The organism is Flavobacteriaceae bacterium GSB9, assembly GCA_022749295.1.
GTDB lineage: Bacteria > Bacteroidota > Bacteroidia > Flavobacteriales > Flavobacteriaceae > Flavisericum.
The window spans coordinates 401224-417098 of record CP062007.1; the positions used below are offsets into that span (position 1 = coordinate 401224).

The 15875-nt window shown below is 36.4% G+C and carries 8 protein-coding genes; 7 read left to right on the forward strand and 1 reads right to left on the reverse strand.

Going from position 1 to position 15875, the window contains the following annotated elements; translation table 11 throughout:
* Window positions 1-6: 6 nt before the first annotated feature.
* Window positions 7-1479, reverse strand: a complete 1473-nt coding sequence (locus GSB9_00377) for a glycoside hydrolase family 28 protein (GenBank protein UKM63831.1) — start codon at window positions 1477-1479, stop codon at window positions 7-9.
* A 172-nt stretch (window positions 1480-1651) separates the two neighbouring features.
* On the opposite strand from GSB9_00377, the gene GSB9_00378 reads away from it, so the two are divergent.
* From GSB9_00378 to GSB9_00384, 7 genes are all read left to right on the forward strand, one after another.
* Window positions 1652-2698, forward strand: a complete 1047-nt coding sequence (locus GSB9_00378) for a GntR family transcriptional regulator (protein ID UKM63832.1) — start codon at window positions 1652-1654, stop codon at window positions 2696-2698.
* 90 nt (window positions 2699-2788) lie between these two features.
* Window positions 2789-4087 carry a rhamnogalacturonan acetylesterase gene (locus GSB9_00379; GenBank protein ID UKM63833.1) on the forward strand — a complete coding sequence of 433 codons (1299 nt, stop codon included), beginning with the start codon at window positions 2789-2791 and terminating at the stop codon, window positions 4085-4087.
* Between the two features lie 8 nt (window positions 4088-4095).
* A complete protein-coding gene (locus tag GSB9_00380) occupies window positions 4096-6957 on the forward strand; it encodes a beta-galactosidase (protein UKM63834.1) in 2862 nt (953 codons plus the stop codon).
* Window positions 6958-6977: 20 nt separating this feature from the next.
* Window positions 6978-8480 (forward strand): rhamnogalacturonan acetylesterase, encoded by a 1503-nt coding sequence (locus GSB9_00381; GenBank protein ID UKM63835.1) that lies wholly within the window; start codon window positions 6978-6980, stop codon window positions 8478-8480.
* A gap of 353 nt (window positions 8481-8833) precedes the next feature.
* The gene (locus GSB9_00382) at window positions 8834-11077 is read left to right on the forward strand and encodes a fasciclin domain-containing protein (GenBank protein UKM63836.1); all 2244 of its coding nucleotides are present in this window, start codon (window positions 8834-8836) and stop codon (window positions 11075-11077) included.
* A 1-nt stretch (window position 11078) separates the two neighbouring features.
* Complete coding sequence (locus GSB9_00383) at window positions 11079-14363, forward strand: SusC/RagA family TonB-linked outer membrane protein (GenBank protein UKM63837.1); 3285 nt, start codon at window positions 11079-11081, stop codon at window positions 14361-14363.
* A gap of 23 nt (window positions 14364-14386) precedes the next feature.
* Window positions 14387-15865 carry a RagB/SusD family nutrient uptake outer membrane protein gene (locus GSB9_00384; GenBank protein ID UKM63838.1) on the forward strand — a complete coding sequence of 493 codons (1479 nt, stop codon included), beginning with the start codon at window positions 14387-14389 and terminating at the stop codon, window positions 15863-15865.
* Window positions 15866-15875: the final 10 nt, after the last annotated feature.

The window sequence follows — 15875 nt, forward strand, 5'->3', positions numbered from 1 at the left end:
GTGGAATTAATTGTTGTTCTTGATATAGACCGTTTTAGGAAATTCAATTTTAGAAGTGTTTTTCAAAGCGACCTTAGAACTATCTTCTGCAATAATCTTTACATTGTTTAGTGACCAGTTGGCACTGTAATTTATTTGTCCTGCTTTTTTTGCTTCGATATAGACATTATTCAATGTAACATTTTCAACTATAGATTGTTCTAGACCACTAACGTTTATAGCGGTTTTTGCACCTTTTACATCAATGTTGTTGACCGTAATATTTCGAAATGTGGGGATGCCTTTTTCAGGTTCCACTTTTTTGAGCATTTTTTTCCAATGAATTGGAATGTCTTCTTCGTTGAATTCTTCAGGTAATTGGGAATAACTGTAAGCTGGGTTCCAATTCATCCCTACTTTCATAAATACACCAACACTATCCATTTTAATGTTTTCCATATGAATATCTTCAACCGTTCCACCTCTGTTCATGGCTGATTTTATATTCAGTCCATTCTTGGTGCCCATGCCTTTAATATTCGATACATAAACATGACGAATACTCCCAGCGGTTTCGCTGCCCAGAGTGAACAGTCCGGCGCCTTGTCGGGCAATACAATCTTTAATAACCACATATTCGGTTGGTTTGTTAACCCGCTGACCGTCCCAATCACGACCAGCTTTTAAACAGAAGTTGTCATCGTTACAATCTATATCGCAATTTTGAACTAAAATCCATTTTGATGAATCGATATCAATACCGTCGGTGCTTGGCCCGTGGCCACCAATGTTGTTCTTGATGGTTAACCCGTCAACAGTAATATATTCCGAATATAAAACTTGAACCGTCCAAAATCCAGCACGTTGAATGTTTAAGTTTTTCATAAATACATCTTTAGAATTTGAAATCAAAAAGGTTCTGGGGCGTTTGGCATCGTAATCCACAATCCAACGCAATCCTCGAGGTTCATAATCATTTTTGCGTAAATCCCAGTAGTAGTCCCAGAATACTTTGCCTTGCCCATCAACTATACCGTCACCATCAAGAATTACATTGTTCTGGTTTCTCACGTTAATCAATGCTGCTGGCCATTTTATTTCGATACCTGCAATTCGGGTGTCTATTTCTTTATAATCTTCAATATTTTCACTCCCTAATATTTTCACACCTTTAGGCACTTCAAATTTTATATTGCTTTTAATGAAAATGGATCCTGTTAAGTAGTCTCCTGGTTTAAAAGTAACCGTTCCGCCACCATTTTTAGCACAAACATCAATGGTTTTTTGTATTGCTTCAGTATTTAAAGTCGTTCCGTTATTAAAAGCACCAAAATCGTTTACGTAATAAGTTTTGTTAATAATTTCAAAGTTTTTAGCGCCCACTTTTTCTGTCCAATCGGGTTTTTGTTGGCCGTTAGTTGGAGTTGAGTTCATTTGTTGTTTGCATGCCATAAAACTTAAGCAAATAGCACAAAATAAAAGACTTTTGAATTTTTTCATGATTGAGTTTTGATAAAAAGTAAAATTATGATAAAAGAAAAATATCTGTGTCCTGTACAATCATGTTGGCAAAATATTTAAAAAACCTAAGTTTCATGCTCCTTTTCTGAAGTTATTGTTGTTTTTTTGCTATATTCACTTAACTAAAACTAATTACATTCTTTTCAATTATATGTCTCAATCAATTGAAATTAAAATCAATGAGTCATCACGTGTCCCAAAGTATAAGCAAATTGTAGATTCTATAGTACATGATATATCTAAGGGAAAATTAAAAGTTGGCGAAAAAATACCTTCAATAAACGAATTAAGCGAGTCTTGCTACTTATCGAGAGATACTGTAGAAAAGGCTTATAAATTGCTTAAAGAGCAGAAAGCCATCGTTTCGGTTAAGGGTAAAGGCTATTATATAACCAAAACAGATTTAATATCGAAAATAAATGTTTTTTTTATGGTTAATAAGCTTAGCTCATACAAAATGATGATTTTCAATTCTTTTGTAAAAGAACTGGGTATTAACGCTCACGTCACATTATCGGTTTATCACTGCGAAGAATCTATTTTTATTAAAACCTTGGAAAGAAACCTAGGTGCTTTTGATTATTATGTGATAATGCCCCATTTTAAGTCTGAAGATTCCAATCATGTCAGTACAACCATAAGCGTAAAAGAAACAATTCAAAAAATATCGAACGATAGGTTGATAATTTTGGATAACCAAAAGATAGAAATTGAAGGCGAATATGGTGCGGTTTTTCAGGATTTTAAGGAGGACATCTATCAAGCTTTAACCGAAGGCTTGAATAATCTCAAAAAATACGACAAGCTTGTTTTAGTTTATCCATCAAAAACAGTTTACCCATATCCCAAGAGAATTGTACAGGGATTTATGAAGTTTTGCTCGAAAAATAATTTTGATTTTGAGATTTTAGATGAGATTTATGACGATATGGAGCTAGATAGTAAAGATGTATACATTGTAATTGAAGAGAACGATCTAGTTAACTTGGTAAGGCAGGTACGGAAGAAAAGTTTGATAATGGGAAAAGATGTAGGAATCATCTCTTATAACGACACGCCATTAAAGGACCTTTTGGGAATTAACGTTGTAAGTACGCACTTTAAGGCTATGGGTGAAACAGCTGCTTATTTAGTGCTTAACAACAAAAAGGAAAAAGTAAAAAATGTATTTGAATACATAGAACGCAATTCAGTTTAAAAACGCTCTTATGAAAAAAATAAATAGGATTCATCATAGTACAGGATGGATTTTTTTTATTTTGAAGATATTTTGGTCAAAAATTAATTCATGACGCTAGTTAACAAACCTGTTTTGCTTTTTCTCTGTGCTATGTTGTATTGTACTGTTTATGCCCAAGAGAAGAGCTTTTATTTTGGAAAAAATATTAAGAATAATTCGGGAATTGTAATAAACAGCCCTTCGATTTACAGTGAAGATGTAGGCTATGGTTTTGACTTAGCCTCTGAAAACAACTTGAAGTTGAAGAAACATTGTTTTTCGAGTAAAAATTCATCCTTATATTTTTCAGTAAAAGTACCCGAAGGAAATTACAGGGTGGAGCTGGTTTTGGGAGGAAGTAAGTGTTCAAATACAACCGTTAAAGCAGAGTCTAGGCGGTTAATGTTAAAGGAAAAGGAACTAGGAAAGCATGAAGAAGCATACTATTCCTTTGTTGTAAACGTAAGGTCTCCAAAAATTAGCGAATCGTCGTATATAAAAATAAAAGATAGAGATAAAGACCAATTAAATTGGGACAACAAACTTACCTTGGAATTTCTTGGAAATCCGGCCGTAAGGCATATAAAAATATCACCAGCAAATAATGTAAAAACGTTTTTTCTTGCCGGAGATTCTACAGTAACCGATCAGGATGTAGAACCGTGGGCATCCTGGGGGCAGTTTTTTACAAATTACCTGAACGATCAGGTTGTTGTGGCAAATTATGCCGAGTCGGGCTCGTCTTTAAGTGCTTTTAAGGGGGGTAAGCGTTTAGAAAAAATATTATCTTTAATGAAAAAGGGCGATTATGTGTTTATAGAATTTGCCCATAACGATGAAAAACGAAAAGGTGAAGGCATTGGGGCATGGCAGTCTTACTCGCAACTTTTAAAAGAGTATATTAGTGAGGTTAGAAACCGCGGTGGTAACCCCATCTTGGTAACCCCAACACAAAGAAGGGCTTTTAACAAAAATGGAACTTTAAAGCCTACCCATGGCGATTATCCTTTGGCAATGCGAAAAGTGGCCGAAGATAAAAACGTTCCTTTAATTGATGTTACAAAAATGACCACTCAGATGTACGAATCTTGGGGGGTTGAACCTTCAAGAAAAGCGTTTGTGCAATATCCTGCCAATACATTTCCAGGTCAGCCCAAACCTTTGAACGATAACACCCATTTTAATAGTTTTGGAGCCAATGAAATAGCCAAAAGTGTAGTGCAAGGTGTAAAGGATTTGAATTTAGAAATTGTAAAATATTTACGTGCCAATATTCCAAATTACAATCCGCAAAACCCCGATGATTTTAGCAATTGGACTTTGCCTATGAGCTCAAGATTTAAAATAGAAACACCAGAAGGAAATTAAATATAAATATGACTAGACTAAACGAAAAACTTAAGGCACTATTCTTTCTTTTTATTACTTTGAATAGTTTTAGTGTGATTTCACAAGAAACTGAAAAAATATTCCTTTCTGGAAAAGATTTTAAAAATCCCGTTAAGTGGGAGTTTATGTGTAGCGGTGGTCGTAACAGTAATACTTGGACCACCATAAATGTACCCTCTAACTGGGAATTGGAAGGTTTTGGTGAATACACCTATGGGCGTTGGTATAAAGAACTGGACCAAAAAGAACCGAGTAAGGAAGAAGGGTTTTATAAATATAAGTTTAATGTTCCGTTAGGTTACAATGGCAAAAACTTAAAAATTGTTTTTGGTGGAGCCATGACCGATACTGAAGTGAAAATAAACGGAAAACTTGCAGGAGAAATTCATCAAGGTGGATTTTATGAGTTTGAGTATGACATTAGTGACCTTTTAAAGTACGGTTCAGAAAATATCTTAGAGGTACATGTATCAAAACACTCTGCAAACAATTCGGTTAATAATGCAGAGCGGAAAACCGATTGGTGGTTGTTTGGTGGAATATATCGCCCTGTTTGGTTAGAGGTTTCGCCCAAAACATATATAGACCATGTTGCGGTTGATGCCAAAATGGATGGTTCGTTAAGAGCTGATTTAAACCTAGTAAACATACTGAAAAACACCACTATTGAAGCTAGTATCTCACCAATAGGAAGCGATCAAAAATTTGAGACTTTCATTTTTAACCTAAAAGAAAATGAAATTTTTCAAACTTTAAACGCACAATGGAAAGGCGTAAAACCATGGAGTCCAGAATCTCCTAATTTATACACATTAACCTTGTCCTTAAAACAGAATGGAGATGTTTTGCATACAAGTAAAACAAAGATAGGTTTCAGGACACTTGAATTCTTGAAAAAAGACGGTATTTATGTGAATGGCAAAAAAATATTGATGAAAGGCATAAATCGCCATACCATTTGGCCAGAGTCGGGAAGAAGCACCGATAAAGACATTAGTGTTTTAGATGTCAATCTATTGAAGGATATGAATATGAACGCGGTGCGTTTTCATTATCCTCCAGACGACCATTTTTTGGAAGTTTGCGATTCCCTTGGTCTTTTTGTTTTAAACGAGGTTGCAGGGTGGCAAAACGGATACGACACAAAAACAGGAACAAAACTTATAAAAGAAACTGTTAAAAGAGATGTCAATCATCCATCGGTTATTATTTGGGATCATGGCAATGAAGGCGGCTGGAATTATGAGATAGACCATGTATTTCATATTTACGACCCACAAAAACGTATAGTTATTCATCCGTGGGCCGATTTTAACGGCTGGGACACACATCACTACCCAACCTACTTAACGGGCATGCACCGTTTTAACAACGGTGAAAGCGTATTTTTTCCTACAGAAACCATGCACGGTACCTACGATAACGGGATTGGAGCAGGATTGGAAGACTTTTGGAAGCGCTATAAACAAAGTCCGTTGTTCGCCGGTTCATTTCTTTGGGCCATGTTGGATGAGGCCGTATTAAGAACCGATTGGACAGGGGAGCAAAAATACGACTCTAAAGGTAATCTGGCTGCTGATGGCGTTTTGGGACCTCACAGAGAAAAAGAAGGCAGCTTTTATACCGTAAAAGAAGTTTGGTCGCCCATTCAGTTTCAGCCAAAAATGATTACTTCCAAATTTGATGGTTCGTTTTTAATTACTAACGAATACATTTATACGAATCTTAATGAATGTAAGTTGGAGTATAGAGTTTTACAATCTCCGGAAAATGCGATTTATTCAGAAGGAAATGCTAATATTATTGCGGGAAACTTTATTGATGTTAAAAGTGTAGAACCAGGGGAAACCAGAAAAATAAATTTTGATTTACCAGGTAATTTTTTTGAAGGTGATTGGTTGGAAATTACGGCGCATGATAAATATGGTAGAGAAATCTACACATGGTCATGGCCAATTCACAGGGCACCGTATTACGCCAATAAATTCATTTCCAAAGCTAAATCGAGAAAATCGGCCAAAGCTTCAAAAGCAGACACAGAGGTTTTATTAGAATCCGAGTTGGTTTCTGTTAAGTTAAATACATCCACAGGTGAGATTGTTAACATAGAAAACAAAAACGGCAATGTACCTTTTGTAAATGGTCCAAAGCCTATAGGTATGAAAGCAGAAGTGGAATCGGTTTTTGTTAAAAATACTGACGATGCGGCGATTTGCATTATAAAGTATGTAGGTGGTATTGATACGGCAACGTGGACTTTATTTAGTGATGGAAGATTAAAACTAGAATTGATTTTATTAAAAAATGCTGGAAGGAATAGTGGTTTCGATGGCGCCTTTTTTGAAGGAGCTATTAATAAATTTGGAATAACTTTTGATTTTCCTGAAGAGGGGGTTGAAGGCTTAAAATGGTTTGGTAATGGGCCTTACCATGTTTGGAAAAATAGAATAAAGGGTACAACGCTAGGTCTTTGGGAGAAAGATTACAACAATACCATTACAGGTGAAAGTTTTGAAAATCTAGTTTATCCTGAGTTTAAAGGGTATCACGCCAATTTTATTGCAGGCAACTTAAAAACAAAGCATGGTGATTTTAAATTTTTCAGTGAAAACGATAAGTTGTTTTTAAGGTTATTTACACCCGATTTGCCAAAAAATGCGGTATCCAAAACCTTTCCACAACCGCGTTTCCCCGAAGGTAACCTTTCGTTTATGTACGAAATACCAGCTATGCGAGCATTTAAACCTTTAGAGCACCAAGGTCCAGAAAGTCAGCCTACCAATATTAGAATAAAAAATGGAGACGACGGCATACCTATGACGCTCTGGTTCGATTTTAGAAACAACTAAATACAACTAAATAAATTTTCATGAAGATTATAAAATACTTAACACTTCTACTTCTAACGATTTCATTTTCTAATTGCGCACAGCAAAGTACGACCAAACCAACGGTTTATACGGTTGGAGACTCCACCGTTAAAAACGGACGAGGAGATGGTTATGGTGGTCTATGGGGCTGGGGCGATTTTATAGGCCAGTTTTTAGACACAACCAAAGTTAAAGTTGAGAACCATGCACTAGGAGGGACAAGCAGTAGAACCTACCAAAACCTTGGGCTTTGGGACACGGTTAACAATAAGCTAAAAAAGGGCGATTATGTGCTCATTCAGTTTGGGCATAACGATAACGGACCTGTTAACGATACGATTAGAGCTAGAGGAACGATCAAAGGGATTGGTGAGGAAACCGAAGAAATTGATAATATGATAACCGGTGAACACGAAATTGTGCATAGCTATGGTTGGTATATTGAAAAAATAGTTAAAGACGCTAAGGCAAAAGGAGCAATTCCTGTTGTTATGTCACCAATACCAAGAAATGATTGGAAAAATGGAATGGTGCCAAGAAATAATAAATCTTATGGGCTTTGGGCAAAACAAATTGCTGAAAGGAACGGCGTTACGTTTATAGATTTAAACGATAAAATGGCTTCAAAACTAGAGCGTTTTGGAGAACAAAAGGTTACGGGAACTTATTTTTACAAACGAGACCATACCCATACGTCGGCTAGAGGCGCTGTAATGGCAGCATCATTAATAACTGAAGGTTTAAAAGAAAGTGAAAATTCTTTAAAAGATTACATTTTGGGGAATCCTGAAATTAAATTACCCGAAAAAAAGAATATTTTTCTAATAGGCGATTCAACCATGGCAAGCAGCAGTAACCCAAATACTATTGGTTGGGGTATGGCATTTCCTAAATTTTGTGACACTATGCAGGTAAACGTTATCAATAAGGCTAGAGGAGGCAGAAGCACAAGAACTTTTATTTACGAAGGATTGTGGGATGAAGCTAAAAAAGAGTTCCAAAAGGGTGATGTCGTATTTATACAATTTGGGCACAATGACGCGGGCAATATTGATAAAAAGAAATATAGAGGCTCGTTAAAAGGCATGGGAGACGAGACGCAAGAAGTGAATAGAGATAGTATAACCGAAATAGTGCATACATATGGATGGTACATGAAAAAGATGATAAATGATGTTAAAGAAAAAGGAGCACTACCCGTAGTATTGAGTCTAACCCCCAGAAACGAATGGCCAAACGGTATTGTTGAGCAGCGCCATGATACTTATGTGAAATGGGCTCGGGAAGCCGCTGAAGCTGAAGATGCTATTTTTATAGATTTAAGTAATGCCGTTGCAGAGAAATATCAAGAATTGGGGAAAGACAAGGTGAAAGATTTTTTTCCTAAAGATCATACACATACAGGGCTGGAGGGCGCTACGTTTACAGCTAACACTCTAGCAGAAATTTTAAAAAAGCATAAACAGATTGGCTTAAGGGGTGCCGTATATCCATCTTATTAACGAAATGTATGCGCAACTAACCTTGTGAATTAAGATCAATAGAAAGTTGCTTTTAAACCTAGATATAGTAAAATATGTTTTGTTAATTCTTTTTAAAGAAAAACGTCAGATTGTCTCAAACGCGTTAACATATTGTTTTGTTGGGGTTTATGTGGTTTTAGTTCCGGGTATTCATAAAAAACATTGGTTTTAACAGGATGGAGCAGGATGGTGCTTTTCCGACATAATAATAATTTTGAGTGTTAAATTTTTTATAAGAAGATGTTAAATCTTTTTAAAAAAACATTAATTTGACAACCACTAAACTAAACAACTAACATACTTCATTTATAAATAAATCAACTCTACTCATAATGAATAAGAAAACACTTTATTATTTGTTTTACTTGCCTCTTGTTTTTTTTCTTGCTAGTTGTAGTAGCAAAGAAGAGTTCGATGCATATTACGCAAGACCAGATAATCTTGAGCAGCCTATTTTTCAGCAGTTAGAAGCGCGAGGTAATTTCACCAACTTAACGGCTTTAATAGAAAAGGCGGGTTACAAGGATATTTTAGGTAAATCAGGTTATTGGACCATGATGGCGCCTAATGATGAGGCTTTTAAAGATTTTTTTCAAGAACAAGGTATATCTGGTATAACCAGTATTGACTCCACAACGGCCTCAAAAATAGTAAGGTTCGCCTTGATTTATAATGCTTTTCGTACTGAAAGGCTCTCTGATTACCAATCTAGAATAGGTTGGGAAGAAGATAATGCCTTTAGAAGGAGAACGGCTTACTACGATGGTTTCCAAACCAAAACAGTAGATGGCAGTGAAATAGTAGTTGCTGGTTCTAACCGTAACAATGAGCCTGGTGCAGATTATTATATCCCTGGTGACAACAATAATAAGTACATATCTTATTTTGTGACCGAGTATATGGATGCTTTAGGTTTAAGTGCATTTGATTATCAGTATTTCTATCCAGACGAAACCTACACAGGTTTTAATGTTTTGGGGGCGGCAACAGTTCAGGCCGATATTGTAGCCGAAAATGGAATTATTCACGAGGTCGATAAAGTGTCTTTGCCTCTTGTTAACTTAGATCAAAAATTAGAGCAGAGTTCAAACTACAGTTTGTTTAGGCAGATGCTCGAAGACAATTTAGTAGAATACGTCTTTGATCAAGACGCTACCGATACTTACCGAAATTTCACAAGAAAATCAGACGAAGTTTATGTTAAGGTTTATGACCCCGCATTGTTCTTCTCACCAAACAACGAAAATTATATAAAAGAAGCTGATAATGATGGGCAAAGTGATGCTTATACGTTGTTCGCTCCTGAAAATACAGTACTTCAAAAGTTTGTAGATGAGGTGTTGTTGAAAAATTACCCAGCGTTAGATAAATTGCCTAAGTACGTTTACGAAGATTTTTTCAATGCGCATATGGTACAAAATGCCGCATGGCCATCTCAGTTGTCTACTTACAGTAATGGTCTTGAAGAAGATATGCGTTTCGATTTAAATGCCGATATAAGAGAAGCAGAAGTGTTGAGTAACGGGTTTTTCTATGGTACAAGTAAAGTGCAGGAGTCTAACTTATTCTTTAGCGTTTATACATCGGCATATTTGGATCCCGATTTTACTTTGGCCACGCGTCTTTATAACGATGGTTCTGGTTACCGTGAAATTATAAGTAATCTTGGAGGTAGATATACCTTGTTTTTACCGTCAGACGAAGTTTTGCTCGAGCATGGCTATGATTACAATATTAATAGAGAAGAATGGGTATACACAGATCCAGAAACTGGAAATGTGGTTTCGGGCACATTGGCTAGGTCTCGCATGTTGCGTATAATGTATAACGGAATTGTGCCAACACCTAACGATGAAATGAATGATCTATCTGGTTCAGGCGTTATTCGAACAGGAGATTTTGATTTAGCTGGGGAATACATTAAGTGGGAAAATAACCAAGTTTGGGCTGCAGGTAATGAAAAGATTGAAATTATTGGAGGAGAAGTTCTTCAAGAGGAAAAACGAGTTAATGTCTTAGGATATGAGGATCAACGCAACGGGAGGACTTATTATATTGATGATATCATTGAATTTACAGAAGTTCCTCCAGGGTTTAAGTTATTTGATCTGGCCTTAAAAAACCCAGATTATTTAAGTTTCTTCTTTTACCTGTATAGTTCTTCTTTATTTGATCAAACTACAGGCGCCATTGATGGTGTAGAATTGGGTACATCTTATACATTTGTCATTCCTAATCAAGCAGCTATGGCGCAAGCTGTTGCAGATGGTGTGTTGCCAGCAAACAATAACCCATCATCTCCAGAAGAAAAAGAGCAAGTAGAATCTTTCATAAAGTATCATATATTGGCAACTCGTACAGCTTCTGATGACGGATTAGTCAATGGCCAAATCGAGACTTTGCGTAGAGATTTCGAAGGCAATAAAACATATATTAATATAGTGAGTGCTCCCGGTGAATTGAGTTTTATAGACTCTGCCAACCGAGAAGCAGCCTATATATCTAGCGTAAGCAACAATCTAGCTGACCGCAGTTTAATTCACTTAGTAGATAATTATCTTTTATACACGGAATAAAATGAAATATAACATTACCAACTTATTTTACCGTTTTTCATTTATCGTAATTTTTATGTCGACTTTGCAGCTTGCTGCCCAAGACTCAGACGTAATAAGAGGGCAGGTATTGGATGCTGCTAGCAAGCAACCGCTTCCAGGAGCCACCGTGATAGAGCAAGATGCAGAAAATAGAACAATTACTGGTGTTGTAACCGATTTTGATGGGAATTTTGCAATTTTAGTTAAAAACACTAATAATAAATTAGTTGTTTCTTCAATGGGATTCACACCTCAAACATTAACCATAGGGTCTAAAAGAAACTTTGTAGTAAATATGGTTGAAAACATTGAAGGCTTAGAAGAAATTGTAATTAGTGCTACCAAAACACCAGAAAGTGGTCTTTTAAATATCGCAGCGAGAGATTTAACTACTAGCGCAGTTACAATTAGTGCTTCCGATGTAGAAAATACGCAAGCGGCATCTATTGATGAGGCGCTTCAAGGTAGAATTGCCGGAGTTGACATAACGGCCAATTCTGGTGACCCTGGAGCCGGTATGCAAATCAGAATTAGGGGTACGTCTTCAATTACAGGATCTTCCGATCCATTAGTGGTTGTTGATGGTATGCCTTTTGAAACAGCCATACCCGAAGATTTTAACTTTGGATCTGCTGATGAACAAGGCTATGCTGCCCTTTTAAATGTAGCTCCTAGTGATATTGAGAGTATTACCATTTTAAAAGATGCCGCTGCGACAGCGATGTGGGGAGCACGTGCAGCCGCCGGAGTATTGATTATCAATACAAAGAGGGGGTCAGTAGGTAAACCTAAAATAGGTTACAACTTTATAGGAACCTATTCTAAATTGCCTAGAACAATTCCAATGTTGAGTGGTGACCAATATTCAATTTTAATTCCTGAAGCGTTCATGAACCGAACAGGAACGCCTTTAAATACGCTAACTGTAAAAGAATTTCAATACGATCCCCAAGAAGTATATTGGTACAAAAATTATGGAAACAATACCAACTGGGTTGACGCAATTTCGCAAACTGGTATTACTGGAGACCATAATTTGTCTTTACAAGGTGGTGGTGATAGAGCTCGATATTTTGCCTCTGTTGGATACTATAATTCTAAAGGTGTGACCAAGGGAACTGGTTTTGAGCGTGTTTCTGGTCGTTTAAATTTAGATTATGTGGTATCAGACCGCATACGGTTTAAGGCCGATGTTGCTTATACCAATTCTGTAACCCAAAGAAACTATGTAAACACCTTTGGTTCTAGCGATAGAGATAGGTTAAGAAGTGTAGCCTATTCTAAAATGCCAAATATGGGTATTTATGAATATGATGATTTAGGCGATATCACACCAAATTATTTCTCTCCGTCACAAAATATTCAAGGGCGATATCCTAACACGTATAACCCTGTTGCGTTGGCTGAGTATGCCACCAACGAGCAAACAGAATTTAGAATTGTTCCTAAATTTCAATTAAAAATAGATTTAATTCCTAGTAAATTAATTTCTACTTTTGATTTACAGTTTGATTTCAGTAGTACAAAGGCGAAATCGTTCTTGCCTCAAAATGCTACAGGTCGTCCATTTACAGAAACGGTAGTGAACCGCGCATCAGATTCTGATATCGATAGAGCTAGTGTACAATCGAAAACAAATTTTATCTATACACCAGATTTAGGTAGTTCAGACCATAAACTACAAACAATTTTATCTATACAAACCAATGATTCTAGGTTTGCATCACATGAGGCCTTAACATCAAATACGGCTTCTGTATTTTTAACCGATCCTTCTGTACCTTCTAGAACGCAAAATTCAGAATTAAGATTGTTTAATGGAAACAGTCAGACACGAAGTGTAGCTGCGCTTGTTAATGCGCAGTACAGTTTACTAGATCGTTATATAGTAAATGTTGGACTTAGAGGTGATGGAAGTTCTAAATTTGGGCCAGATAACCGATATGGACTATTCCCTTCTGTCTCTACACGTTGGAGGGTTTCTGGAGAACCTTTTATGGACGATGTTGAGTTTGTAGATGATTTTAGTTTTCGAGCTAGTTTAGGGCAATCAGGCCGAACACCTCGTAACGATTATAGATACTTTAATATTTATGGAAACTTTGATACTGAGTATTTAGGTCAGAATGGTGTGTTCTCAGCGAATATGGAATTATCTAATTTGAGATGGGAGACTTTAACAGGAAAAAACTTAGGATTAAACTTGCAAATGTTTGATCATCGTTTCCAGATTGATGTAGATGTTTATCAGAACCGAACAAAAGACCTTCTTTTTAGAAACCTAGCAATTCCAACAATATCTGGTTACTCTGGAATATCTGACCAAAATGTTGGTACACTTGATAATCAAGGGTGGGAAGTAGGTTTGTTTACTACGCCAATTAAAACAGATAAATGGAAAGTTGATTTCAATTTCAACATTTCTAGAAATGAAAACATTATACGCGAAATTTCTGAGTTTTTTCCTAGCGAAAGTGGAAATGCTTCAAGTAATGGGTCTTACAAAAGGTTCTTGCAAACCGATAACCCATTTGGCTCTTTCTATGGCTATCGTTTTAAAGGTGTTTATCCAGATTTGGCTTCTACTAGAGCGAGAGATGCTAACGGAGATGTTATTCTTAGTCCTAACGGTGAGGAAGTTTACATGCGTTTTAACTACCCAAGTATAGATTATGTTTTTCAGCCGGGTGATGCCATTTATGAAGATATTAACAAGGACGGTAATATCGATAGTCGAGATGTCGTTTACTTGGGTAATAGTAACCCTAAGTTTTCAGGAGGTTTTGGACCTAACATAACTTTTGACAAAAAGTATAAACTCATGCTGTTCTTCACTTATAGATTAGATTATGATATCATTAATGGAACAGATATGGTAACAACCAATATGTATTCTTTTGACAACCAAAGTTCGGCAACCTTATCTCGTTGGAGAAACCCAGGGGATATCACCAATATGCCACGTGCGGTATACGGTGCAGCATACAACTGGTTGGGGTCTGACCGTTATGTTGAAGATGCTTCTTTTTTACGTTGGAGATCAGCAACTTTTAGTTATCAATTTGATAAAGAATTCCTGAAGAAAATAAAGTTAGATGACTTAAGTGTCTATTTCACAGCAGATAATATAATGACATTTACAAAATACAAAGGACAGGATCCGGAGCAGAGTATGAGAGGAGGAGACCCTTTTGGGATAGCCATAGATTATTCCAGAACACCACCAACGCGTAGATTTACAATAGGTCTAAGAACCAGATTTTAATTTTAATACAATATTTGACTCTTATGAGAACAAAAATTTTATATACACTCACTTTTTTAATAGTATCAGTTAATTTTTCTTGCGATAACTATTTAGATCTTAAGCCTGAAAATGGTACTATTCGCCAAGAATTTTGGCAAACCAAGGAAGATGTGCAATCTGCGGTGATTGGAATATATTCTGCTATGTTAAGAACAGATGCAACACTAGCGGAATATATGTTTGCTTATGGTGAGCTTAGAGGGGGCATGGTAGCTCCTGGCCCTAGGATGACTGAAGAGCAAATTGAACTGCTTACCTCTAATATACTACCGGCAAATAGTTTGACGAATTGGTATTTGTTTTACAGAATTATAAATTATTGTAATACTGTAATTGACCTAGCACCGGGAGTTTTAGAGAACGACCCTACCTTTACGCAAACACAATTAAATAATTATTTATCGGAAGCCTTGGCCATTAGAGCGTATTTATATTTCACACTGGCCCGCACATTTAAAGATGTACCTTTAAAATTGGAGGCAACGCTTTCTGACCAAGATAATTTTCAGTTACCAGTTACACCACAGGCAGATATTTTTGCACAAGTGGTAACCGATTTAACAATGGCCGAAGGTTATGCTGTAGAAGACTATGAAGATATTGCATCAAATAAGGGACGCGTCACAAAAAATGCCATAAACGCCATGTTAACAGATGTTTACTTGTGGCAAGAGAATTATGAAGCAGCTCTTACCGCTGCAAATAAGGTTATTAATTCAGGTGAATACCAATTAATAGATGCTAGTCCACAATGGTTTACTGAAGTTTTTGCAAGAGGAAATTCATCAGAGAGCATCTTCGAACTTCAATATACTACTCAAAATACAAACCCTTTTTATTTTATCTTGTTTGAGCGTCCGGAATATTTAGCTGCACCAACAGTAATGGAAAGTGTTTTTGGAATCGATTTTGAAGACCCTGAAAATAAAGATGTCCGAGGCGAACGGGCTTCACTTGTGCCCGGTACCAACGAAATCTATAAATACACTGGTATTAACGAAGAACAACGTAAATCCCGACAAGAATTTGATACACACTGGTTTATATATCGATATGCCGATGTTTTGCTTATGAAAGCCGAAGCACTTAATGAGCTTAATAGAGGTGGAGAGGCCTTAGAGATTATTGATTTAATTAGAGAAAAACGTGCAGCAATTAGCCTTACAGAAGAACAGCCAGGAGTTAACGACCAATTTGGAATTAGACGATATATACTTGCCGAAAGGGCAAGAGAGTTTGCATTTGAAGGAAAACGATGGTTTGATGTTTTGCGTAATGCCCGAAAAGAAAACTATGCGTACTTAGACATTTTGTTGGCTGTAGCTTTAAGAAGTGCACCTGCTAATCAACAACAGAGTATTTTAGCTAAATTGCAAGACTCTAACAGCCACTACCTCCCAATTAACGAGAATGAGTTGTTTACAAATAAACAACTTGTTCAGAACCCATTTTACAAATAAAAAATTGTAG